Genomic DNA, 24,810 nt, shown 5'->3' on the forward strand with positions numbered 1-24,810 from the left:
TTGTCAATAAACACCTTGTTCTCCCAGCATTCTCGCAAGCTTATTGGCAAGCACAAGCAGGGCAAAATTGATAATGGATTTGAACAATCCTACGGCTGCCGCAATGCTGAATCTTCCTTCGGTCAAACCAATGCGGTATACATAAGTGTCGATAATATCCGAGACGCTGTATACGCCGGGATGGTAAAGCACGAAGATTTGCTCGAAGCCGGCCTCCATAATTCCGCCCAACCGCAGAATGAGTACGAGTATGACCGTGCTACGGATCATCGGTATCGTCAAATGAATCAGACGCTGCCAGCGATTCGCCCCATCGATGACCGCCGCTTCGTACAGCTGAGGGTTGATCCCCGCCAGAGCCGCCATATAAATAATAGTGTTCCACCCGAACTCCTTCCAGATCATCGAAAATACGAGCGTGCTGCGAAAATACGATTCATCGCTTAGGAAGCCTATCGGCTCAATCCCGGCCGCCTTCAGGAGGTTGTTGACCATTCCGTTGTCCGTAGACAGCAAATTGATCAAAATTCCCCCCAGAATAACCCAGGAGATGAAATGCGGCAGGTAGATCACCGTTTGAACCGTTTGCTTGAACAGCTTTGCCCGAACTTCATTTAACAGTAGGGCAGCGATAATCGGTGCGGGAAACCCGAAGGTGAGCCGGTAAAGGGAAATAATGATCGTATTTCGGATGACCTGCCAAAACTTATCCTGTGTAAACAAATACTCGAAATGTTTAAAGCCGGCCCAGTCGCTGCCAAGAATGCCCTTCGTAATACTGAAATCCTTAAAAGCAATGACCGCCCCGTACATGGGAATATAATGAAAAACCAAATAGTAGAGCAGCGCCGGTGCCAGCATCAAATACAGATATCGATTGAACCAAACGTACTGCAAAAGCTTATGTCTGCTGCGGACCCTCTTGCCCGGCAAGGGCTTGATCTTCACTGCAAGCTCGTGACTCACGATCTATTTCTCAACTCCCTTGGTGTTCTTGATTCGGTAAAAAAAAGACACAACATCCCTGCGGAATGCTGTGTCTCCGGTAATCCGGTCAACGATGATAACGAAGTATAGATAAAGGCATGTATCCTTTGATGGTTTAGGCCGATTCCTCTTGCTCTGAGCCCGGCCGCCTTGTTACGCTCTTCCGTCCGTCGATGCTGACCGGGACATCACCGGCTACGGTAACACGGCGCACGACCCGATGCTGATTGCCATAATCATTGATTGCATAATGCTGGGTTGCCCGGTTATCCCAAATCACGACATCACCTGCAGACCAGCGCCAGCGCACCGTGTTCTCCAATTTGGTTACGTGACTTTGCAGCACCGCGAAGAGATGTGCGGAATCCTGTGAAGGAAAGCCAAGAAATTTCTTCACAAAATGACCGAGAACGAGAGTTCTTTCTCCTGTTTCCGGATGCACTCTGACTACCGGATGCTCGGTTTCATAAACCGTCGAAGCAAAAACCTCTTTATGCCGTTTGAGTTCTTCAGGGGTCGCTGACTTCCGCCCGGATGCATAATCATAGTCGTTTGTGTGCAAGGCCCATAACTGATTGGCAAGCACCTTCAGTTGTTCGGGTAATTCCTCATAAGCCGCCGCCGTGTTTGCCCATACAGTATCTCCCCCGCTTTCCGGAACTACGACGGCCCGCAGAATGGAAGCCTTCGGATAGTCTGCGACGAAGGTTACATCCGTATGCCAGGAGTCCGCACGGCCGCCGTGGTTGGAGTCAAGCTCCAACAGGTAGCCGGTGCCTTGCCTGATTGGAACAGTTGGGTGCGCCACCGGTTCCCCGAACAAGCTTGCTAACGCTTCTTGCTGTGCATCATCCAAATGATTCTGCCCGCGGAAGAATAACACCTTGTACTTCAGAAGCGCCTTATTTAACTCTTCTACTACTTCGGCGCCGAGATCCGCCGATAAACGAATACCTGTGACGATCGCCCCGATTTTTCCGGCAGCCGGCTGGAAATGAAGTCCGCTTTTGTTTTCTTTTACAAGTTCGCTCATGTTTTTTCCTCCCTAATGGATAAGTAATGCAAATGATTGTATCCCGCATGATACCTTGTCGGGCCCCCAACGAAAAAAGGAGACGCAACACTTAGTTAAAAGTGCGGTCTCCGGTTGTCCGGTAGATAATATATAATTCCGATATGTTTACTGCACTTTGATAATAACATGTAGGCAGTTACCCGTCAACCACCTTTTTCCAATGATTTTAAGACACCTGGGTAGGTTAAAGTACAATTCCCTACCTTTATATGATGAGCAAATGTCCATATTTGAACAAATGATTCTAAAAACTACTTCATGGAATATAATTACATCGACATCAACCAGACCGACAACGGTCGATTCTGGAAGCTAAAAGTGAGCACAGGAAGGGAGGGAACCGGACGCAGTAAAAGCAAAATATGATTTACTGGGAGGTTCTATTGATGATGAAGAACATGCTTACTAGAACGGTTAAAAAGACTTCGAGAACCGGCAGACGGTTTATTCTCTCCGTTGTCCTCCTTCTCTGCATAGTGATCATGATACCCGTCTCAGCTAGTGCGGCATATTACAACACCTACTCCACCGTAGCAACGCTGGGCAATGCGAATGATTGTTACGTCGCACAGGGATTTGCCGTCGGTTCTACCTACACTTATTCCGTAAAAATAAACAATGATGAAACCAAGGCTGTCATTTACCGCACCAATATGAACGACGGAACCACTGCACTCATGACAAACGGCGACAACGGGACCACCTACGCCACTTATCTTGGTCATGCCAACGATGTGGTGCTCAGTACAATCAACGGGGAATATTATATGTTTGTGGTCACCATGAATAAAGGCAATATGAGTCTCGTGAAACTAAAATATGTTGGGGCTACCTATTACAAGGTTGGTAATTACACAATTCAATACAATAGTGCAGACGCGTCAATGTCGGGTGTGAAAATTACCAGCAAAGACGCCAACAACATCTATTTCCTCTTTAAATCCGGTAAAAACTTTTACAAGGGCACGCTTCCGCTGACTGCAAACAGCGGTACCATAAATGTAACCAGCGCCTTTAGCATAAATATTGAAGATGCGCTGGTAAATGGCAATACCGTTTCTAACATCACATCATTTGCGTTCCAGGGCTTCGGTTATTACAACAATTCGATATATGTACCGATGACCTATGAAAACGTCAGTATTGTACTTGTTTATCGTAATATATCTTCTGCCACGGGTACAATTTATGCAGATAACAACCTGTCATTCCGCATTACTTCTTCTACCTATTCGGATCTTTTTGAGATCGAGAGCGTCGGTATCGCCAACGGGGATAAACTTTGGTTCAACACCAATCGAAGAACAGCACCGGGTGATACCGCTAACGACGGCGTGCATTATTTCAACAACTACAGTGCCTCCTAGATAACAGTGGAAACCGTTTCTTTTACATGAAGTTATCTCCTATCCATTCAAACTCCATGTCATGTTTTTTTCACCAAAACTGTTGTCAAAACGAGTACAGTTATGATATGGTGTAACAAACATAGAGAGAAGAATTCCGGATATGGAATGAAGACATAGGAGAAACTTATTTGATGACTAACAAGAACAGCCGAAATACCGTTAGACTTGCTTTGCTCCTTGGTTTATTTTCGACACTTGGACCTTTTACCATCGATATGTATTTGCCCGCTTTCCCTCAAATTGTTCAGCGTTTCGGGACGACAGCATCCCTCGTCCAGCTCAGCCTAACCGCCTGCTTATTGGGGCTTGGCATCGGACAGCTGGTTATGGGTTCGCTTAGCGACGTCTACGGCAGGCGGAAGCCGCTGCTCATTTCCATGGTAATCTATGTTGTGGCAGCTTTAGCTTGCGCAATCTCACCGAATATTTGGCTGCTGATTCTATCACGGCTAGTTCAGGGGTTTGTTGCGTCGGCGGGTATCGTTATCTCCCGTGCGATTGCTCGCGATTTGTTTAACGGTCACGAGCTTACCAAATTTTTCTCGCTTCTTTTGCTTGTCGGAAATTTGGGCCCGCTTGTGGCGCCGGTTACCGGAAGCGGTGTTCTAGCGCTCACAAGCTGGGTCGGCGTATTTATTGCTTTGGCGCTGCTTGGAGTTTACCTCCTTGCCATGACCAAATGGAGTCTCCAAGAAACGCTCCCTGTCGAGCGGCGCAGTCCCAGCAATTTCACTCAGCAATTGCGAAACTATGGAACGCTTCTGCGTGACCGCTCTTTTACGGGCTATATGCTCGCGCAGGGGATCATGATCGCGGGGGTATTCGCTTACGTTTCCGGTACTCCTTTTATTTATCAAAATATTTACGGAGTTTCCCCTACGGTATTTGCCCTGTTGTTCGGATCCAATGGCATCTCCTTGATTATCGGTTCGCAATTGGTCGGTCGAATGGCTCACCGTGTGTCGGAGCAGACCTTCCTCTTGTTCGGTTTAGGGCTTGCCGGCGCAGCCAGCATCGCCGTTTTATTGGTTGCGATGCTCCACGGACCGCTCTACGCACTCGTTATTCCGCTCGGTTTCTTCGTAGCGGCCATCGGTATTACATCCACGGCTGCTTTCCCTCTTGCGATGGAGAGCCAGGGCCATATGGCCGGCAGTGCGGCAGCACTGATGGGAGTTATCCCCTTTTTGCTTGGTGCAGTCGTTTCTCCGCTGGTCGGCATTGCTGGAGAAAGCACGGCTGTTCCACTCGGTGTCATTATTTTGACAACAAGCGCGGCAGCGATGCTGTCCTACTTTCTTTTAGTAAAACGAGTTTCGATGAAAGAAACAAGTGGAGCAACTAGGAAACATGGATAAATAAATCGAAGCGGCCAGACACTGATAGCGAGGTGTATGGCTGCTTTTTATATTGTATTGCACTTCCATAAGCCAGCGGACGCAGGAGCTAATAAAGCTTCAGGGAAGGTTCACTTGCCAGGAAACGCCGAACCTATCCACGACCCAACCGAATTTTTTACTGAATCCATAATTGCCTAGTGGCATTAAAACCTTGCCTCCTACAGGCAAATCTTCATATAACCTGTCCATTTCATCATCCGTATCGCAAGTCACGAAGATTGAGAACGAAGGTGTGAAGGTAAAAGCATGCTTAACATGACTGTCAATGCACATGAATTCTTGTCCTTTTAAAGTAAAGGTTGCTTGCATGACACTCCCTTCAGTACCTGGTCCTTCCGGTCCATAACGGACAATGCTTGTCACGGATGAATCCTCGATCAGCGAAACGTAGTAATTCATGGCTTCTTCGGCGTTACCTTCAAACATGAGAAACGTTGCGACTTTTTTCATATCCTACAGCACCTCCTAGTTGGGTCAGGTTTTTATACAGTACCAATATGCTGCTGAAATGCCTGTTTGCCATCATTGCTCTGCCGGGCACCACATTTAATGAAAAAGGTCGTTCGACTATGATGCCTATCTTAGTATTGCCTTTTTTTGGTGTGTGCTATGTGATAACTATCAAAGCTCTAGATTGTTCTAATAAGCGATGCCAACCCTGGTGCGGTTATATTCTGCGCTGTTGATTTGGCGGTAGGCGAATTCTGCCGTATCTGAGACCGATATCGAAGTTCCACCTTCCGGTAAAAAATCGCTTTCAACGCGATAAGTTCCAAGCCTATCTCCATTGGGCAAGTAAGTAGGACATACGATCGTCCAATCCAGCTCTGAATGTTGGAGCAGTTCATAGACACGACGATGCTCTTCTGCTGCAAATGTGCTTCTCCGGAGGGATTCCGATGACTGATAGCGATACAGATCCGGATTCGTTCGGCTGCGCAGAATGCCGGCTGTACCGACGGAGACGATCCGCCGTATCCCCTGCTGGTTCATCTCTTGTATGACTACATTCATCGATTCCGACAGAGTTGTTGCCCCGTCCGTCCCCAGAGAGCTGAACACTGCATCGGCACCTTGCATGGCAATTCGTATATCATCCTTGTTTATTGCATTACCTTGGATAACAGTCAACCATCCGCCGGTAACCGCCAGCGTATTCGGTTCGTGCACTAATGCAACAACTTCATGCCCATCCCGAAAAGCATCGGCAACGATCCGGCTGCCGACGCGGCCAGTGGCGCCCAGAATCAACAGCTTCATTAAATAACCTCCAACGCTCACGACTGTTCATTATTTAGTTATTGTATCACAGAATCGTTCCCAAAAGGGCGCAGCAAAGAGAGGCATCCCGTGGTTCTTCGGCACTCTCGAATTCCGAAGCCTGTTGCCATTCGCTCAACCAAGCCTTCATTCATTTTCGCATCGGAAGGGCCTTCGCTTCCCTATTACACGGGAAAAGCCCTTCGCTGCGGACATGACGTCCGGAGCGAAGGGCTTTGATGCTGTAAGCTAATTCGGAAACCGGATCGGCTCTGCCAGCGGCTGCATACCGGTGAAGCTATTCCACACGAAAAGCTTCACATAGTGTCCTGTTACTTCTTCCGGCAAGTCGAAGCCTGCCCCGAGCCTTACCGATTGCCCGGCAGCTACCGCCTGCTCGGCAAATCCGATTCGGCTGACCGAATGATCCGGCCGATAAAGCGCCGCCACAAACACGGCATTCTCCGAACCGCCCGCAGCGACATTCTCCAGCGTTGCCGACAACCGCAGGAAGCTCCCTCCGTTCAGCGCCGTAACTGGGAGGCCATTCAGATCCACCGCTTGGAATTGTACAATTCGCAATGCCGGCACTTGAGGCTGCCCGCCGCCGGCACTCCGGAGGATCTGAAGAACTGGGTGCCTGCCGCTATTGGCCTCTTCCTTCGAATAAATGTTAACGTTGCCGTTCTGGCCGATGGTATCTGCAATCATCAACGTTGCCCATCCGTCGCTTTGGGCGCGGATAAAGTCAGATACGTCGACCGAATATTTCTTGATATCTGCGCTATCAATCGTGAAAGAGCCTAGCAGAAAGGCCGTCTCTCCAACTCCAGCCACGTTCACCAGCTGCTCCTCCCGATTCGGTGCGTTGTTCCACGTCAGCTCTGATTCCGTCCAAGCATCATTAGTAATGCCGAATACTTGAAGCGTCACTGCCGTTGTATTGCTCCCTGTTCGTGCGTGTACCTCGAAGGAAGCTTGCTCGGCCTGATGCGCATTCGTTACCGGGAACTTGAAATAGGCTATGCGCCCCTTGGTTCCATCCTCGCTTCGTTTCACATTGAAAAATTTGAACCAGTTTCGATCAGCTGCATTCGATGCCGTTTTGTCCGGATCCTCTACCCCATAATTTGAGTCCGGCCGTTCGATATCGATTTTAGCGTCGTGTGCAGCAGCAACCGTTTCCGTTTCCCCGGGCTCTTCTCCTCCAGGCAGTGTATTATCCTGCAAATTAACTCCCGTATTGCCGGCAATCGTATTGCCTGTCATGGTGACGCCGGTACCAGCGGATAAGAGCACGCCGTTCGTATTCGACGTGATCAAGTTATTTTCAATGCGCACATCCGTCGGAACGCCTGCTCCCACGCCTCCCGCACCCGGGTCGCCCGGATCCTGCTCAAGAACGATACCCCAGAAGCCGGTCGCCGGGTTGCCCGTGATCGTGTTGCCGCGAATCACAGTCCTCGGCCCGTTCTGAATCAAAATCCCTCGTGAATTGGCCGGTTCTATCGTGCCGCTAATTGTATTGGACTCGATTAACGTATCCGGAGACCCCATATGAACCTTAATACCCTCGCGCGAATTGGAAATGGTATTGTTGACAATGTGGTTAAAAGGTCCTGAAGCGTCGTGATTGCTTGGCGCTGTGCCGCCTGTGTTGCCAAGCGCGATACCGGCCCCTGTCAGCACCCCGGAAATCTGGTTGCCGTGAATTTTATTCAAGTATTCATCCTCTCCGTGCAGGTCGATTGCATCCAGCCTCGAATCGGTGAAGACGTTGTTACGGATTTCATTGTTATGCGCGTAATACTGAATAATGATGCCGTGCCGCATGTAGGGTCCTACGAACGTGCTGTTCTCTACAACGTTGTGGCGAGTATCGTTGGCATAGCCAAGCCGGTCCGTTTTGGGAATGCCCTGAATGGAGACGCCATAGCCCGCACCGCCCCCGCCAACGTCGGTCATATTCTGAAACCGCGCATTACGGACTACAATATCGCGGCTTTTGCTGATTCTGACGCCCATCTTCTGGAACTTTTCTACGGTGACTCTATCAATCGTTATGTTATAAGAAGGCTGGCCAAGACCGTCCTCCAAGACGATGCCGTATTCCGGCCCCCCTCGTTCAGGGTTGTTGACTTGATGATTCGTCGAGTAGGTTCCGCTAAAGGTCGACGTCAGGGTAAGATCCGAGATAAGGATATCACGCTTAGCGTAACCGCTGATCATCTTGCTATTGGAGGCGCTTCGGTCAAAATGGGATCGCAGGACGGTGCCCGTTTGGCTCTCTCCCCGTAAATGGACACCATTCTTCAGACCGATATGCGACGTTCCGTCGTTCGGCAGCGTGCCGATCAGATCGTAAACACCAGTAGGGAAGTAAACCTCATCTCCAGGTTGCGCAGCTTGAATCGCCGCGTGGATCGCCGGCACGTCGTCAAGCCCATCGTTAGGTACGGCGCCGTAGACGGTAACGTTAATCGTTGTGCCCGTAACCCTGCTAGGCACATGCAGCGGGTACGGTTCGCCGTTCGCCTTGAACATGCCGGCCACAGTGTAAGGCGGCACATCCTCCCGCACCTCTGGCGGCGGAGGGCTCAGCGGTAGAAGCACAGGATTACCGCTCGAGGAAGGCCCATAGATGTGTACGACCGTCAAGCTGTTCCATGCGTTAGCTGTATTACCGTACCCGACAATACGAACATAACGCGCTTGCCGATCGGCGAAATCGAAGGGCTCAAGGTTCAACGTCGTACCCCCGCTCTCACCGGAGAAAACCTTTTCCCAAGCGCTGCCGTTCTGGGATACCTCGATGTCAAATATCGTACGTCGGGCATTACCGCTGTGGAACGCGGCACCAATATAGCTGACCGTCTTGATCGAGCCAAGATCGAACTGGATCCACTCGCCTTGCCGTTGACCGTCGATGATGGTACTTTGCGCAGACCACCGGGTCGTCAGGCTGTCATCGAGCACATTTTCCGGAAAGTTGCCGTCATGGCTGCTTGCGCTTACCTCTGCAATGTCGTATTTGACGGCGGTTTCCGCTGGTGGCTGTTCTTCGTTGTCCGACGAACCGTTGACCGGTGCCGGTATTTCGTGCGCGCCAACATGCAGGGCTGAGCTTCGCCCGCTGTCTTCCGTATAAACGAACGGATAGGAGCCGGCTGCCGCGTTCAGCGCCGGACTGTTCGCGCCCGGTCTGAATTCACCCTCCCATAGGACGAGCAACGGATCGATTGTCCGAATTTGGCTGTCGGTGGCTATGATCCCCAGCTCGGCGCTTCCCTTCGGATACATGATATTGCCCTGCCAGATGAAGCCCTCCGTCAGAGCGGAGCCTGTTGACTTGAAATCAACCAGAGTATTCCGATCGCCAACGACGATATTATTGGCGAACGTTATATTTTGCGGCGGTCTTGTGTAATTGTTGTTGTTGGTAAAGCCAAGCTCCAGGTGATAGCGGTTGTTGACCAATGTATTATGGGCAATGACAATATTCCGCGGACGGAAATGCTTCGACAGATCGGTGGTGGACCCGTAGTCCGCGTCACCGTTCGTAATCGTTATCGGGGCATCCCATTTCGTACCTGTCAGCCCTTCAAAGTAGTTGTTAAAAATTTTATGATCATCCCCGTAAACGCGAATGCCGCCGGTCCCTGTTGGATTGCCGTTCTGGTCGAGTCCTTCGCGGTCATTGCCGAGAAACCGGTTACCGTATACGAGCGTGCCGTTCCCGTGCCGCAGCGACAGCGTGCCGAGAGATTCCTTGAACGTATTGTAACGGATCGTATTGCGCCCGCTCTTGACCGAAATGATTTCAGGATCGGAATCCGTCCGTTCAAAAAGGTTGTGCTCGACCGTTGTGAAAGAGTCATACAGCGACAGCTTGCTTTCTCCGATACGGATCGGCTCCGATTCATTCGTCTGTCGTGGCAGTGTGTTTCGGAACGTATTGTGATCGATCCGGTCGTATTGGGAAATGCCGGTGAAGCCCGGATTGTCGCCGCCGATAACGATAAATTTACCTGTGTCCAGCTTGTTTTCGAAAATGTTATGGTCGATTCGGTTATGTGAGCTGTTCGCTCCATCAATTTGCACCCAGGTCGACGAACCCGTATGCGGTGGATTATGGAAGACATTGTTTGTTAGCCGCACGTGCCGGTTATTCGTCAATCTGGCTGCATAGCTTCCTTTGTTCTCAAAGAGAAAACCATCCAGAGTCAAGTAGGAGGAGCCGCTAATGTATAAGGTGCCTCCCGTGATGACCGCCATACCCTGCTGCAGCGCCTGAATACGAATGGGCCGATCCTCCGTTCCCTGCTTGTTGGAAATGGAGGGAAACGTATAGCTTCCGTTAGCGAGCTGGAGAAAATCGCCGGGTCTAAGGTCGTTGATAGCGGCCTGCAGCTGGCTATTGTTCGTAACCGTTATGGTTCGATCGCCAGGGTCTGGCGGGTCCGTACCCGGGTCTTCCGGACCCGGGCCACCGCTCCCTTCTCTTGTTACCAGCACGTCGTCATAAAGCGCTGTATTCCCCGCGTAACCTGAGCCGCTGTTGTTATACAACCCAATCGCCCCGCGGGTTAAAGCAGCATCTGTCGCTTGAATGACCAGCTCCCCGTTCACATACCCTTTCAGCTCAGAGCCGTTCAGGGCAAGGCGCAGCTCATAAACCTTGGATTCGTCAATTGTGCTGCTGACCACTACAGTCGATAGCGTCGATTCGGAATTGTTGATGCGCTTGGTCAAGAGCACATCGTCCTTCGTAGTGCTTCGGCGAATCAATAATGTGTAATAATTGTTTTTATCCACATATCTTGCTGCAATACCAACCCGTGCTGTGCCGGTCGTCGGCGTCCCGGTCAGCATGACCTTGGCGGAGACAGCGTAATCCGCCCAATTCATATCGCCCCGCGATACCACATACGTCGTTCCTGTCGCGTTCTGCCTCAGCATAGGCGACTCCCGTGTTTCGAGATCCCATACACCGTTGCCGGTGCCGTTCGACCAGACGGACCCTACCGGGCTGGACGGGTAGCTGTTGAAATCATCCTGAAGCAGAACAACGGATTCGGCGCGAGCAGGAGCAGCAAACGGCAGGGGGAAACCCGCCAGAACAAGAGCGGCGGCAAGAAGTATTCGCACCAATCGGGTATATCGATTCATACTCGCAACCCCTCCCCATTAACGGTTAATAAATTGCAGCTGCACAAGCATTCGTTTTACCATGACAGCTGCTTCCGCCCGTATTGCGTGAAGCTGCGGAGCGAAGGAGCCGTCGGGCCTGCCGCTTACGATACCGTCCTGCACGGCCGTTGAAACAGCTAATCGCGCCCACTCGGATATAGAGGCAGCATCGGTAAACTCATTGTCCGTGCCCTTGGCGGAGCCGGCTTTTCCTACAACAGATATCGCCCTTACAATCATCACTGCCGCTTCCTCTCGAGTAACTGGACGCTGCGGTCCGAAGCTGCCGTCTTCGTACCCCGAGATAAGCTTGTATTTGGCTGCCGTTGCCACGGACGGCGCAAACCAGTCGCCAGACTGAACGTCAGAATAAGGAGCAGCAACGGAAGCGGTGGTAAGTCCAAGCGCCCGGACGAGCAGAGCCGCGAATTCGGCTCGGGTCACCTGGCCGTGCGGAGCAAACTCGTTTGCGGATACACCGTTTACGATGCGCTTTGAGGCAAGCATCTCAACGTCGCCTTGAGCCCAGCTTCCATTCAGATCCGCGAATGACTTGGGCATCTCGATAACAGCGTATATGCTGTTGCCGTTGCGCTTCAGTACGGCATTCCATTGTCCGTTGGTCTTCACAAATACGGTCGGTACAAACGCAAATTCTTTGGTTGCCGGGTCGTAACGCAAGCCGGTGGCCGCTGCCGGGTTAACCTCTCGAAGTAACGGCACGCTACGGTTCACATACTGGCTGCCAAAATCGTTCCATTCCACAGTTTGGCCGCCGCTTGTCATCGTCACCTTGTACTCGATCGCGGCTGAAGCAAGCGTCGGTCCGAACACCGCGTTGATATCCTTCTCCACCGGAGCCGGTGCCCTTCCGACGGCGATACTCAGCCGGCCTTGCGGATCCATTCTACCCGCCAGAGCGGATAAAGGAAGTTCATATGTGCCGCTTCCTGTCGCGACAGCAAGGGACGCGGTTGCATGCTTTTGGGCAAGGCTTTCGAGTACGCTTAAGGGCAGCTGTACATCGACGGACTCGTATGCGGATACATCAATCGTTAATACATGATTGCCGCTGCTGATCCAATTGATCGCCGGACCGAAGGCTTCGCCTGTCAGTACGATAACGGCCACCGATTGGCCGTCTGCACGCTTTGCTTGTTGGACGGCTGCCTCATTCGGCCTTACAATCGGCTCTTGCGGTCCAGCGCCTCCGATACCGGAGCCGCCACCGCCGTTGCCGGAGCCGCCACCTCCGTTACCGGGATCGCCACCTCCGTTACCGGGATCGCCACCTCCGTTGCCGGGATCGCCACCTCCGTTACCGGGATCGCCACCTCCGTTGCCGGGATCGCCACCTCCGTTGCCGGGATCGCCACCTCCGTTGCCGGGATCGCTACCCTCTGTTGGCGGAATGACGAACGTCGTTGTCTGCACCTCAGTTACTCCACTGCCCCCGACCGTAACCCGATAAGTGCCCTGGACACTCGGATGGGGACGGTACGTGAAGGTGTAGGTTCCGTTCTCTCCGCTGGCGGTCTGGTCCAAATAATCGATCGTTCCAGCCGGAGATGTAACCATCACCGTCACCTGCTTACCGGCTCCGGAGGCAATCGTACCCGATATCGTCACCTGTCCGCTGCCTGCGGCTGCAGAAGCCTGCACGCTCACCTGCGCCGCCAGAGCGGATACCGGAAATACCGGGCAAATGAGCAATAACGAGATGCACAAAGCGTATAACCTTTTCATCGTATTCCTCCTCATGGGTGATCGAAATAGGTTCGGATATGGTACAGTTCCTCCGATGACCCGTTGGCAGCATCCCGCACGGACACCTCGACCGTATAGTCGCTATCGGATGGCTCGAACTGACCGTTCCACTTAAATTCCGCAGTGCTTCCCGCCCTAACCGTTCTGCGAACCGAGCCTCTCAGCACCTCCTCTTTGTCCGCATTGGACTTCAGGACCCGGAATTGCATAACGGTGTCGAACGAATCCACTGTCAGATTTTCGAGCATCCCACGCAGTTGGATGAACCCTACCCCATCCAGGCTGACCACCCGGTCGCCGGAGAGCGTGTGGAACGATACGTCCCTGACGAGCAGAGGGTAAATGGGCATTGCCGCTACCGGTACGCTGAAGCCGCTTTCGAACGCAGCATTACGAGCGCGCACCTTATACGTGTAGGTTGTGTCGTTTACAACATCTGTATCGGTAAACTCGAGACCCGCCGTCTGGCCGGTAAGAGTGAAGCCGCTTCCGTTATCGCGATAAACCTCGTAGAGCGTCGCTTGATTCGACGCGTTCCATGTTAGGTGTACCCGCTTACTGGAGGCCACTGCCGCAAGTCCCTCTGGTACGGCGGGTGTTTGGAGCTCTTGTATGGTCAGCATCAGGAGCGGCGGTTTATCGAGAGCATGTTCCTTGGTGGCATAGTTCGCCCCCCTGCTCACACCGGAGCTCGATTGCATATAAAAGCTGGCAATCCCGTCCGTCTGCCCGCGTACAAACTCAGTGGCTGGAAACGAAATATAGGTTCCGACGGCATCCGCATTCACTCTAAACTGCCCGAGCGGCACACCCGTCTCCTGAGGACGGTTTGCATCGGTGATGGTCCCTTCCTGCCAGGAATCGTCTTGAATGCCGTAAAGCGTGACATCGTATCCGTCCGCCGGCGTACTGCTTTCGAGTGCGGTTACGTAAAGCTTCACCGCTGCATGCTCAAGCATTCCGCTATATTCAGGGATAGGAAACTTCATGTATGCACGGCGTATATCCGAGCCGGACGAATTGCTCTTCACGTTCATTGTAGTCTGTGAGCCGAACGGTCCGCTGCCAGGCCTCGTATAGGAATCAGCCGCTGCTTCAGTAACCAGCTGAAGCCCAGGTGCCGTAACGGTTACAGGCTCGCTGAGCGGCGAAGCGTTACCGCTCTCGTCAACGGCCAAGACCCGATACACGTAGCTGTTCCCGGGGTTAAGCCCCGTATCGGTGTAGGACGCTGCAGCAGCCGTTCCTCGAACCGCCCCGTCCCGGTAGACGGCGTAGGTCACGGTTCCCGAATTGTCGGTGGACGGCTGCCAGGTCAACGTTACGCTGCCTGGCCCCGACCATTCCGCTTGAGGTGTACCCGGTATGGTAGGGGGCAGCGTATCGGGCTGCGCCCCTTGCCAAGCCTTGACCATCAGCAACGGAGGAAAGGCGTGCTCTTTGGTAGCATAGTCAGCGCCTCTACTCGCTTCAACTCCGCGAATGCGGAAGCTGACCGTGCTATCTGTCTGGCCCTTAATAAAGTCGGTTACATCCGCTGTTACATAGCTTCCGACGCTCGACTGCGTCACGGTTACGACTCCTAGAACCGTTCCCTGATCGGCAGGCGCGTTCGCGTAGGTCATGCCGACTTCGCTCCAGCCGTCATCGGACATGCCGCGAATTTCGATCTGATACATTCCTCCTGCTGATACAGTAGCTGATTCCATGGATACAACATATAGCCGCAGCTCCGCCTCGTACACACTGCCAATCACGGAGGCAGTATCAAATTTCACGAAAGCGTCCCGGTTCTCCGTTGTCGTCCGCTTCACTTTCATGCGGTCATTCGCTCCATATTTCGTGTCTGCGGTTGCGCCCCCTTGGACCCATGTATCCGCAGATGCGCTCAAGCTATACTCGAGAGAGGGAACACCTGCTTCAGCATGAGCCTGCTGAGGTGCTAAGGCTATATTCAGCATCAACAGCATGCTGAGAAGTAACATCATTGATTTGCGCATCGCTACTCTCCTTTCGACATGCGGCACCAAATCGCCGAATATCCGATCGGCCCGCCTCATGGCATCACCCTCGTTTCCGCTAGCGGCTCTAATCCCATGAGCTCGTTCCATACAAATATGCGAAGCTTTAATCCGTCCGAATTATGCTCAGGAATCGACAGACCTGCAGCATACAAATCTGTCTCCCAGCCCGAAATATCCCCGGTCACGGCCGAGATCCGAAGCGTTCGGCCAGCGCCGTCCTCCAGGGCAACGATAGCGGTTGCACGGCGGGCTTCAGGCGAATTGTTCGTCAGCGGGACCGTGATTTCCAGCCAGCCGGATGCAGGCAAGCCTTCCACCGGCTCTCCCGCCGCATTCTTCATGAGAACGGCCCCAACCGTGACAGCCGGCAAGGAGGATGCAGCAGTCCCGTACACCTCGATCTCGGAAATACTGTTCCAGCCGCTGGACGAATTGCCGTAGCCGAGCAGGCGAACATATCTGGCATTGGCTTGGTTTAACTCGTAAGCCTCGAACCCCGAGGTCAAACCGCTTGTTTCCGCATTCGAGATGACTCGCGTCCAATTCGTGCCGTCAGCCGACACGTCGAGGCTGAAATACGACTTGCGGACTTGACCGCTGTGATAAGCGATTTTGATATGGCTCAGACTGCGGATTGCCCCCAGGTCGAGCTGCAGCCGCTGGGCTGTTCGACTTCCGAGTGTGCCTTGGCTCAGAGCAGACCAGCGTGTAGCGAAGTCGCCATCCACTACATTACCGGGTACATTCCCGTCATGCTCGTCAGCAGTTACCGCAATGATGTCAAGCTTCTCCGTCCCTGTTCCTTCACCGAGCGCAGCGAACTGCCAATTGGACAACGCCGATCGGTTCCCCGCCGCATCATACGCTTTCATCGCCATGAAATAAGTACGGCCCGGCAGCAGCGGCTGCACCGTTACCGATTGAACGCTGCCTGCGGACAAGGGGGTGGGAACGGAAGTCACTCGCACAGCAGACTCGAAATTATCCTCTGTAATAGGATTGGTGCTGTAACGTAGATCATAGCCGGCCGCTGTACCCACATAGCCGTCATTGCCTGTCGCTGTCCACTCCAGCACAACGGAATCAGCCGATGCAGACACTACACGCAAATCGGTGATGGCTGCCGGCGGAACAACATCCTCCGCTATTGGCATAGTCAAGGCTGCCACGTTGGATAACGCCGCCACATTCCCGGATTCATCCCCCGCGCGTACTGCAAAATAGTAACTCGTATTTGCAAATAATCCTCCGATTTCGAAAGCTTCCACTGTTCCTTGGGATCCCGGTGTCGGCTCCCCGGCGGCCTTCACAGCCTCATCCCAGTTATCATCTGTTATCGGGCTCGTATGATAGCGTACATCGTAGTAGTCGGCTGTGCCCGTTGATCCGCCGTTGCCGGGTGCCGTCCACTGGAGCCGCACTCGTTCCGGGGAGACCACGTCTGCAGACAAATCAGATACCGCTCCCGGCGGGACCTTATCGGTAACTCCTGCATCCTGCAGCAAGAGTACGAATTCAGCCTCTCCCGCGGTCGTCTGAAATGCAACGAAGCTACCGTTCACTACGAATGCCGCCGGTTCCGCATTCAATAGAACCTGCTGTACCTGCTTCCCGGCGGGAACACGCAGGCTTACCGCCGCACCGCCCTCCGGTGTGAAGATTCGACCTGTGTGACGATCTCTACGGCTCACATCCGCTGCGACTGTTACCGGAGCTGAAGCACGCAGCCATTCCGTATTGCGGTAACGCAGCGAGCTTGCCTCCCGAACCATGTATTGCAGAGGAAGCCCGGAATCCCTTACATAAGCGAATGAGCCGTTGCTCTCCACATGCCCGACTTGAGCGTTGCCGTTCCCTCCCTTCAACATGTAAGTGTCCAGATTGCCGTCTATCGCTACCGTTCCGCCCGTTCGAGTGCTGTTGCTTAGATCTTTTACTTCCGGAAGTGCCGCTGCGATAGGCATCGGGATAAGATTCTGCAGGAAATCCGCAGCTGCCGCTTGTTTACTGGCTTCCACGTAGCCTTGCACGGTGTAGTCATCCTTCACGTACGACACCTCTCCAGTCCGGTCCGTGAAGGCAGCATTGTCAGCAAAAATCCAAGCGCCCAGCTTCGCTGCCGAACCGTAGACACTGTTCGGGTAAACCCATTGACGGAAGCCTCCGCTTCCGCTCATTGCGCCTTTACCGCCATGGACATATACGCTGAAGTCTCGTGGTGTCCCGTTACGGCTTCGGAGTTGATCAGCAATGACGAAATATTGCTGGCCCGGAAACGCCACCGCACGGTCCATATACCCCAGGCTTTCACTGTCAGGCGGAAACAGCAGCGGGCTCTCCCCCTTGGTCGTATCGTTCTGAATGTCTATGAAGCGAGCCGACTTTTGTTGAAAATCAAAAAAATCGGTATCCATGCTGTACAATGAGGGCGGAGTTTCATTCTGCGCAAAATCAACCGGCCACTTGCCGTCCAATGTCGCAGTATTATGAGCGGGCGCGGTCCGATACCAGGTTCTCCGCTCCGCATCACCGTACGCCGAACGTGAATAGCCGGCATCGCTGGCCATCATCTGGTTTTCGGCATGAATAATGTAGCTCAGATGGTCAAAATGGTTATGGTTGTCCGCCTCGGCTACACCTTGAAACAGCAGATATCGGCTGGAAGGATCATTCGTCAGCCAGTTGTTACGGAAGATGGTCTGCCCGCCCTCGAGAAAGAAGCTCGTTCCTGTACCTGTAGGGGCTATGGGTTCAATCGAAGGCTCGTAGGTCAAATATTTGTCCAGATCCATCGTGTCGTCGTAGCTTGCGCCTGTATTGTTGCCGAACTCACCGCCCCACGGCGATGTATCCGTTGTCATATACCGCCATTGGAACAGATTGCCCCATTTGGCGTCCGGGTGGAGCGAAGTATGGTCTTCCTCCGTCATGAACTGCCCTGCTACCGTGTGAAGAAAATTGTGGCGCAGGAAGGAATCCGCGAAGTTTGGCATCCAGCCTTTGTTATTAGAAACGTGAAATTCCCAAAGAAAAGCTGGCTTGAACAACCGGAATTGATCGACGCCGGACACATTCTTGTAATGGTAAAGGAACGGCACAAAATTGATGTGCGAATAAATGTAATACTGGGAGCCTTCCCGATAGATACCGTCGGAGCTGAAGAAATAGGACAGGTTCGAGTTGGCCGACTCCAGTGCTTCTTTAAGCCAATCGGATGGCGAATTCATTCCCGGCTTTGAATAACTGGACAAGGCTAGCGCCAGCGAGCCGAGTCCCCAGGCAGGCTTCGAGCGATGGTTATGGGGACGCGGCCCCCATCCTCTGTCATTCCCGCCATCGACACGGATCCAGATATTGTCATACAGCGTCTGCGCCTCGAAGGCGAGACGGTCACGGATCTCGGCGTCCTGCTGCGGGGTCAAATGAGGCTGCATCCAATCATAGGCGGCAGCGAAGTTTTGTGCCCAATTAGCCCGATAGGTCTCATCTATGGGCGAGCTCGATACGTTCGGATCGATTTCCGCACACGTATAAATGGGGCCGTCGTACGCACGCAGCAGCGCTTGAACAGCCCTTTCTTTGTGTTGCTCATTGCCCTCCATTAAGTATAGGAACGCATTATACTTCGCGATACGGGCCATGTCTCCGTAATAAGCATGAACGACATTCCCGAACACACATCCCGGCGCTTGCGGAAGCTCCATAGTTAAGTAAGGGCTGGTTCGAATCGAATTCCACAAGGACGCCGCATAAGGATCAGCCAGCCGCTTGGCATATAACGCTCCGACCCCTCCCGTGTCAAACCACAGCTTCGGATGCGACTCCTGCCCGGGCAGCACAGGCGTCGAATCCGCCACAAAACCGCTGTAGCTTTCGTAGTTGACTGACGCCTGCACAGTCGATGCCGACGCAAGCACTTGAACGATGGCCAATAGGAAACAGATCGTCCGGAATATCGGTTTCTGCAATTTACTCACTCCCCATTCGTATATGTAAGCGCTTTAAAATCAGCTTTATTTTACTGGATATATGTGCCAAAGTGTGATGCGCTAACTTTATATGGAGTTGTGCTTATTTTAGGTTGGCATGACAAACCTTTAATCACCTTTTCGTGTCCGTCCCTCAGCTTGAGAGTTGCGTTACAGCTTCATTTAATACAAATATTGTGATGGTAGTCTTCATGTAAGAGGCACGACCAACGAGCATAAATAAAAACAGAGAGAACATGTCCCCTCTGTCTTTTTCCGAATACAGTTTAATTTTTTAAGAGACTATGAATTGCACGACGATTGGAGTTCCTCCATCAAGAGCATCGCCGCCAGGAATGGTTATGGTTGTGGTTGTTACGGAGGAAGTATCGGCTGTTTGCATAATACCGTTAATATACAGGTTGTAATAATTGTACGTGCCTGGAAAAGCCGTGGCAGCCGCACCGGCATCGTTCGTAAAAGCCGTAGCAGCAATTGCAAACGTAGCCCCGGTACCGGTCCCTGCGCCTATTGTTGAAGTATATCTTCTAGTGTTTTGATAAGGAGTAACAATTGGCATCCTACCTCACCTCCCTTCTTGATACAACATATTCGATTGATTCATAGAGGTGAGGGCTTATAGAAACTGATATAAATGGAATCTGTTTGCCTTCCGGTTACTATATTAGGTTACTAGGACCGAGAATTGAACGATTTCCAAAGTCAGTGGCGTACCTTTATAGATACTCATACCATCTGGATACAAAGTCAGTGCATTTGGACTTATATTGTATGCGTTGCCGGCCTGCATAATCCCATTAATAAATAAGTTATTATAGCTATTGGGACCAAGACCTTTGAAAGAAGTTACTATATTCCCCATATTATCTACGAACAGGTCAGCGGGAATATTCAAAGGGCCTATAGAAGTCAAATCCTGACTAGCGTTATAATAGTATCTATACACCACCGGAATGATAGATACATCTGGGAGAGGCCCCGCCGGTCCTTGTGGGCCAGGTGGACCTTGTGGACCTTGTGGACCTTCATAACCCAATGGACCACGCGAACCCCGTGGCCCTTTCGGACCTGGAGCACCCCTTTTTCCTTGTTTACCTCGCGGTCCCCTGGAACCACGTTTCCCCTTTCGTCCAGGAACCAGAATGCAAATCACTTTGGTTACCCATTTCCTTCGATTTGACTTTCGTTTTTTTAGGTTCTTTTTACGGAGTTGTTTACGTTGCATTCTGAAGCAATAAGTGCACTTCAAATGACACACCTCCTTTACAAACAACGGTTACCATTTCTCATTCAATTCTTATGCTATGTGTTCGACAGATTTAGGGCATGGATATTTATCCATTATTTTCCATTTGGCGAGATGTTTCTGGTAAAATAGGCATCCGCTCCATAACATTATTCTGATGAAGCGCTGCAATAATTGCTTTGAGGCTTAGTCACGAATCCCGTTGCTTTTCTTATTTTAAAGACTTTAATCAACTGATCCTTCAGAGAGGCATTACATGTAACCTCAATAATAACCTCGCTTTTGCGGCTGGAGGAAAGCTTTAATTTCTTCTTGTTTAACGCTAATTCGATGATCAATCCCAAAAAGAAACCGCCTGCCAGGCCCAGTAGCCCCCAAATGACCGGTCCCCAGTACAACACGAATCCATAGATAGCTCCAAGAACAGCTAAGATTGTTCCGCCCATCATTGCCCCGTCCAGAATGCTTCTGCCATCGACACGATGAATGGAATCAACGATATTTACTTGAGACTCAAGGTTTTCCAAAGGCAATGCGACGATATTGCGCGGTGGAACTCCCAGCTCTCCCAAATCATGGATTGCCATCTCCACGAAGGGCGAATGCTCAAATGTGGCAACGATTTGAACGGTATCGGTTTCATTTGTGTTTAGGTGTGCCATGTTTGCAGCCCTCACTCTAAGGTATCGAATTTGTTCAATATCATACAAAGTGTTGTTTTCATTTACCGATGCGTATGCCTGATAATATCTTTCCTTTGGAATAGCGAGCTTTTATGTTACCTGACTGAAAATCCTGATTTGGCATAGGTTTTCTTCTCCTGCCGCTGGAAATCTTTATGTATTTTCATCTGAAAGGATTAACGCACATTGAATCTACTGCTGGCCGCTATCCTATCTAAAATTTACTAGCATCCCCCCCAAACCAAATGGTACAATTATCCATAACCACAAATAAAGTGAGGCGATACATTATGGAATCAAGTAATCACGTGACAATAACAGTAGAAACGACAGTTAATGCCCCCGTTGAACAAGCATGGGAATATTGGACAGAGCCGCGGCATATCACGAAATGGAGTTTTGCCTCCGAGGACTGGCATGCACCTAGTGCCGAGAATGATGTAAGAGTTGGCGGAACATTTGTTACTAGAATGGAAGCCAAGGATGGAAGCTTTGGATTTGACTTCGGCGGAGTTTATGATGAAATAAAAGTTAACGAGCTTATTGCCTATACGCTTGGAGATGGAAGAAAAGTTACGATCAACTTTATTAGCCAAGACAACAATACTAAAATTATTGAAACATTTGATGCAGAAGGAACCCATTCCGTTGAGCAGCAGCAAGCAGGCTGGCAAGCATTCCTAGATAATTTCAAAAAATATTGTGAAATTTCTAAATAAGGATAACATAAAGCCTTCCGGGAGGAAGGCTTTTGTTTTACTTTTTTATCCATATTCATTTCATTTCAAATACTGTTTACCGTAAAGCTGTCCGCATGCCGCGTTAATGTCCGATCCGAATTGCGTTCGGATGGTCACTTTGATCCCTTTTGACTTCAGAATCCGAACAAAGCTTTCGATCCGCTTAGAATCCGACGTCCGGTAACTTTCTGGAGTAACTTCGGTTGAGTTATAGGGAATCAGGTTTACGTGATAAAGATGTTCCCCTGGTCCCCTACCCCGTAACAACTCGGCAACCGCTTTCGCATGCGCCGTCGAGTCATTGACTCCTCGGAGTAAAAGATAAGCAATATACACCTTCCTCCCTGTATGTCGAATATGATGATCCAACAAACGGAGGACGTCTCGGATTGGAAACCGGTCGTTGATCGGCATCAGCTCACTCCGTTGATCGTCAAACGGCGAATGCAGAGAAAAGGTTAGATTGACTTGGGGATACTCCCTTGTCAGCTTGTCGATCCCCGGCAACAAACCGATGGTGGAAATCGTAATTCGTCGATGCCCTAATCCAAAAAGGCCTGGATCGGCCAAAATATTCAAAGCATCAAAGATATTCGGGTTGGCTAGCGCCTCCCCCATACCCATGAATGAGACACTGTCTAAGCTGTGACCATTCAAGTGAAAGTAAAGCAATTGGTCGGTAATTTCGTCGGCCGTCAAATTTCGTTTCAGACCTATCGTACCGGTAGCACAAAACCTGCACCCAAACCCGCAGCCGCACTGAGTGGAAATACAATACGATTTCCACCCATGCTCATATTGAAGGCGTACGGCCTCAATATGTTCATCGCCAGCCACAGCAAACAACACCTTGCTGACCTGACTCGATGTGAGTTCCTTTACCGGAAAGATGCTGCAGACCCGCGGACCCATCGTCTCCATCAATGCTTCACGCAGGGATTTGGGCAGTATGACCATTCGTTCGAACTCGCCGATTTTCCCCTTGAAAATCGCTTCTGTAATTTGTGAATATCTATATGAGGGTTGCTTCAACTCGGACAATACTTGGCGAATCCTTTCATATTTCGAGACTGGCTTCATGTCTTCTCCTTACCGCCGGAGAAAACGTACCAAAGCAGCCATTAGCCAGCGCCTTAACTACGTCATTATCCAATTACGAAGAGAAAGCACGATGCATTTGCAGACGGATCGCTACGTGCATTTATCGATATAATGGTACTTCTCCGGCATTTTGTTTTTGTGAACCGCATCCTTTGAAATGAACCGGTTCACAAAATCATCTACGACCTCAATCATCATCACTTTCATCCTCCAGGAAGGGTTAGTCTGTAAGTTCTACAATCTTTGTCGCGATATGCTTGCAAAATTCGCTGTCATGCTCCACGAAAAGGATTGTCGGAGCGTGCTTCAGAAGCAGCTCTTCGATTTGAATTCGAGAAATGACGTCGACGAAATTCAGCGGTTCGTCCCATACATGCAAATGAACCTGCTCGGAGAGGCTTTTCGCGATGAGCACCTTCTTCTTCTGGCCGCCGCTAAAAGATGAGATGTCCTTTTCGAATTGCAAACGCGAGAAATCGAGCTTCCGTAAAATCGATTTAAACAAGCTTTCGTCAATCCCGTTGTTTCTGGCGAAATCCGACAAATTGCCGCGCAAATGCGAAGTGTCTTGCGAAACGTAGGATATTTTCAATTGGCTCCCGATTCGTAACGCCCCGGAGTAAGGGATATCCTCGCCGCAGATCAGTTTGAGCAAACTGGATTTGCCTGAACCGTTGGGACCGGAAAGCACAATGCGATCCCCTTGCTCTATAGTGAAGCTGACGTCATGGCAAACTTTCTTCTCGGCATAATGAATCGATACGCGGTCAAGCTCGACAAACTGGTGTTTGTGATACGTCAGTTGTGATATTTTCAGGCTTTCTGAGCTTTCGACGTTCTTAAGCAGCTGAGATCTATCCTCGATTGCGGATTGTTGTCTTTGCTCTATCGATTTGGACCTCTTCATCATTTTGGCTGCCTTGTGGCCGATGTAACCTTTATCTACCTTGGAACCGGAGTTGCGAGTCCCGTTTTTTGTTTTTTCCACTTCGTGCGACCAATTGCTCGTCCGGTTGGCCGCATCGGACAACCGCTTGATGTCCTTCCTCAGCTTATCGTTCTCGGCGAGCTCGAATTGGTCCTGCCGTTGTTTGTTCTCCCACCAATCGGAAAAATTTCCTTTCTGGATTTCGATATTGGTCTTATTGATCGCAAGAATATGGTCCACGCAGTTATCCAAGAACGCCCGGTCGTGCGATACCAGAATAAATCCGCTCTTATCGTTCAAATAATCGCTGACCAGCTTTCGAGCATGAAGGTCCAGATGATTGGTAGGCTCGTCGATGAGCAAAAAGCTGTTTTCCTTCAAAAACAGGGCTGCGAGCAGCACCTTCGTTTGTTCACCATTGGACAAGGTCCCAAACGGTCGATATAATACCTCCTCCGTCACTTTCAAAAGCGACAGCTCACGCAAAAGTTGCCAGTGCTCGTAATCCGGATAGATGTCGGTTACGATATCAATGGTATTGTGCTCTTTGTTCTCAACGTGGAATGGGAAATACTCGAAACTGACGTTTGCCGATATGGTTCCACTGTACTCGTACTTACCAAGCAACAGATTGAGAAACGTGGTCTTGCCACGGCCATTCCTCCCGGTAAAACCCAACTTCCAGCCAGTATCCATTTGAAAACTAACGTTCTCAAAAATGTTGTCGTAATTGCCTTCATAGGCAAACGTAAGGTTCGTGACTTTAATCAATGACATATTGGACCTCCAATCAAAAAAAATAGAGCTACAAGAAAGTTACCTTTCTTGTAGCTCAAAAAATACGGATAATCCACCCCCGGAACAAGGGAGATTACAATATATTTAATGAGTGAAAAGAATAAGGTAACTTTCTTGCCAATAAAGAATAAAACAATCCGCTTTATTCTTTAAACCAGGCAAGAAATATTACATTATCCTCTTCATCTCCATTCGTTACGTTTAGCGATATCT

At 50.8% G+C, this 24,810-nt stretch carries 16 protein-coding genes; 3 read left to right on the forward strand and 13 right to left on the reverse strand.

Annotated features, from left to right (window positions below; genetic code table 11):
• Positions 1–3 precede the first annotated feature (3 nt).
• Positions 4–966: an ABC transporter permease gene (locus RAC89_RS25530; protein ID WP_306616553.1), complete on the reverse strand. Its 963-nt coding sequence runs from the start codon at positions 964–966 to the stop codon at positions 4–6.
• Between the two features lie 136 nt (positions 967–1,102).
• On the reverse strand, positions 1,103–2,020 hold the full coding sequence (locus RAC89_RS25535) for a TauD/TfdA dioxygenase family protein (protein WP_306616554.1): 918 nt from the start codon (positions 2,018–2,020) through the stop codon (positions 1,103–1,105).
• Between the two features lie 428 nt (positions 2,021–2,448).
• Between RAC89_RS25535 and RAC89_RS25540 the strand changes: the two genes are divergently transcribed.
• Complete coding sequence (locus RAC89_RS25540; protein WP_306616555.1) at positions 2,449–3,429, forward strand: hypothetical protein; 981 nt, start codon at positions 2,449–2,451, stop codon at positions 3,427–3,429.
• Positions 3,430–3,602: 173 nt separating this feature from the next.
• A complete protein-coding gene (locus tag RAC89_RS25545; RefSeq protein WP_306616556.1) occupies positions 3,603–4,829 on the forward strand; it encodes a multidrug effflux MFS transporter in 1,227 nt (408 codons plus the stop codon).
• 99 nt (positions 4,830–4,928) lie between these two features.
• Here the strand turns inward: RAC89_RS25545 and RAC89_RS25550 are convergent, their stop codons facing one another.
• From RAC89_RS25550 to RAC89_RS25585, 9 genes are all read right to left on the reverse strand, one after another.
• A complete protein-coding gene (locus tag RAC89_RS25550; RefSeq protein WP_306616557.1) occupies positions 4,929–5,321 on the reverse strand; it encodes a VOC family protein in 393 nt (130 codons plus the stop codon).
• Positions 5,322–5,510: 189 nt separating this feature from the next.
• Positions 5,511–6,131: an NAD(P)-dependent oxidoreductase gene (locus RAC89_RS25555; RefSeq protein ID WP_306616558.1), complete on the reverse strand. Its 621-nt coding sequence runs from the start codon at positions 6,129–6,131 to the stop codon at positions 5,511–5,513.
• Between the two features lie 249 nt (positions 6,132–6,380).
• A complete protein-coding gene (locus tag RAC89_RS25560; RefSeq protein WP_306616559.1) occupies positions 6,381–11,300 on the reverse strand; it encodes a chondroitinase-B domain-containing protein in 4,920 nt (1,639 codons plus the stop codon).
• Positions 11,301–11,318: 18 nt separating this feature from the next.
• Positions 11,319–13,067: an S-layer homology domain-containing protein gene (locus RAC89_RS25565; RefSeq protein ID WP_306616560.1), complete on the reverse strand. Its 1,749-nt coding sequence runs from the start codon at positions 13,065–13,067 to the stop codon at positions 11,319–11,321.
• An 11-nt stretch (positions 13,068–13,078) separates the two neighbouring features.
• Entirely contained in the window at positions 13,079–15,088 is a 2,010-nt protein-coding gene (locus RAC89_RS25570; RefSeq protein ID WP_306616561.1) for a CBM96 family carbohydrate-binding protein, read from the reverse strand.
• A 56-nt stretch (positions 15,089–15,144) separates the two neighbouring features.
• Positions 15,145–19,080: a fibronectin type III domain-containing protein gene (locus RAC89_RS25575; RefSeq protein WP_306616562.1), complete on the reverse strand. Its 3,936-nt coding sequence runs from the start codon at positions 19,078–19,080 to the stop codon at positions 15,145–15,147.
• Positions 19,081–19,375: 295 nt separating this feature from the next.
• Positions 19,376–19,660: a DUF4183 domain-containing protein gene (locus RAC89_RS25580; RefSeq protein ID WP_284645767.1), complete on the reverse strand. Its 285-nt coding sequence runs from the start codon at positions 19,658–19,660 to the stop codon at positions 19,376–19,378.
• A 105-nt stretch (positions 19,661–19,765) separates the two neighbouring features.
• Entirely contained in the window at positions 19,766–20,326 is a 561-nt protein-coding gene (locus RAC89_RS31790; protein WP_373430061.1) for a DUF4183 domain-containing protein, read from the reverse strand.
• 170 nt (positions 20,327–20,496) lie between these two features.
• On the reverse strand, positions 20,497–21,009 hold the full coding sequence (locus RAC89_RS25585; protein WP_306616564.1) for a hypothetical protein: 513 nt from the start codon (positions 21,007–21,009) through the stop codon (positions 20,497–20,499).
• Between the two features lie 311 nt (positions 21,010–21,320).
• Here RAC89_RS25585 and RAC89_RS25590 point away from each other — a divergent pair, with 311 nt between their 5' ends.
• Positions 21,321–21,749 carry an SRPBCC family protein gene (locus RAC89_RS25590; RefSeq protein ID WP_306616565.1) on the forward strand — a complete coding sequence of 143 codons (429 nt, stop codon included), beginning with the start codon at positions 21,321–21,323 and terminating at the stop codon, positions 21,747–21,749.
• Between the two features lie 60 nt (positions 21,750–21,809).
• Here RAC89_RS25590 and RAC89_RS25595 read toward each other — a convergent pair whose 3' ends face one another.
• Positions 21,810–22,850, reverse strand: coding sequence for a Cfr family 23S rRNA (adenine(2503)-C(8))-methyltransferase (locus RAC89_RS25595; RefSeq protein WP_306616566.1), 1,041 nt, complete (start codon positions 22,848–22,850; stop codon positions 21,810–21,812).
• A 241-nt stretch (positions 22,851–23,091) separates the two neighbouring features.
• Positions 23,092–24,576 carry an Lsa family ABC-F type ribosomal protection protein gene (locus tag RAC89_RS25600; protein WP_306616567.1) on the reverse strand — a complete coding sequence of 495 codons (1,485 nt, stop codon included), beginning with the start codon at positions 24,574–24,576 and terminating at the stop codon, positions 23,092–23,094.
• Between the last annotated feature and the right edge of the window lie 234 nt (positions 24,577–24,810).

Source organism: Paenibacillus sp. GD4 (assembly GCF_030846225.1).
GTDB classification, from domain to species: Bacteria; Bacillota; Bacilli; order Paenibacillales; family NBRC-103111; genus Paenibacillus_G; species Paenibacillus_G silviterrae.

Excerpts from the sequence above, each read along its gene's own strand:
- RAC89_RS25535 (WP_306616554.1), bottom strand. The coding sequence starts at position 2,020 with ATGAGCGAACTTGTAAAAGAAAACAAAAGCGGACTTCATTTCCAGCCG.
- RAC89_RS25540 (WP_306616555.1), top strand. The coding sequence starts at position 2,449 with ATGATGAAGAACATGCTTACTAGAACGGTTAAAAAGACTTCGAGAACC.
- RAC89_RS25545 (WP_306616556.1), top strand. The coding sequence starts at position 3,603 with ATGACTAACAAGAACAGCCGAAATACCGTTAGACTTGCTTTGCTCCTT.
- RAC89_RS25550 (WP_306616557.1), bottom strand. The coding sequence starts at position 5,321 with ATGAAAAAAGTCGCAACGTTTCTCATGTTTGAAGGTAACGCCGAAGAA.
- RAC89_RS25555 (WP_306616558.1), bottom strand. The coding sequence starts at position 6,131 with ATGAAGCTGTTGATTCTGGGCGCCACTGGCCGCGTCGGCAGCCGGATC.
- RAC89_RS25560 (WP_306616559.1), bottom strand. The coding sequence starts at position 11,300 with ATGAATCGATATACCCGATTGGTGCGAATACTTCTTGCCGCCGCTCTT.
- RAC89_RS25565 (WP_306616560.1), bottom strand. The coding sequence starts at position 13,067 with ATGAAAAGGTTATACGCTTTGTGCATCTCGTTATTGCTCATTTGCCCG.
- RAC89_RS25570 (WP_306616561.1), bottom strand. The coding sequence starts at position 15,088 with ATGCGCAAATCAATGATGTTACTTCTCAGCATGCTGTTGATGCTGAAT.
- RAC89_RS25580 (WP_284645767.1), bottom strand. The coding sequence starts at position 19,660 with ATGCCAATTGTTACTCCTTATCAAAACACTAGAAGATATACTTCAACA.
- RAC89_RS31790 (WP_373430061.1), bottom strand. The coding sequence starts at position 20,326 with ATGCAACGTAAACAACTCCGTAAAAAGAACCTAAAAAAACGAAAGTCA.
- RAC89_RS25585 (WP_306616564.1), bottom strand. The coding sequence starts at position 21,009 with ATGGCACACCTAAACACAAATGAAACCGATACCGTTCAAATCGTTGCC.
- RAC89_RS25590 (WP_306616565.1), top strand. The coding sequence starts at position 21,321 with ATGGAATCAAGTAATCACGTGACAATAACAGTAGAAACGACAGTTAAT.
- RAC89_RS25595 (WP_306616566.1), bottom strand. The coding sequence starts at position 22,850 with ATGAAGCCAGTCTCGAAATATGAAAGGATTCGCCAAGTATTGTCCGAG.
- RAC89_RS25600 (WP_306616567.1), bottom strand. The coding sequence starts at position 24,576 with ATGTCATTGATTAAAGTCACGAACCTTACGTTTGCCTATGAAGGCAAT.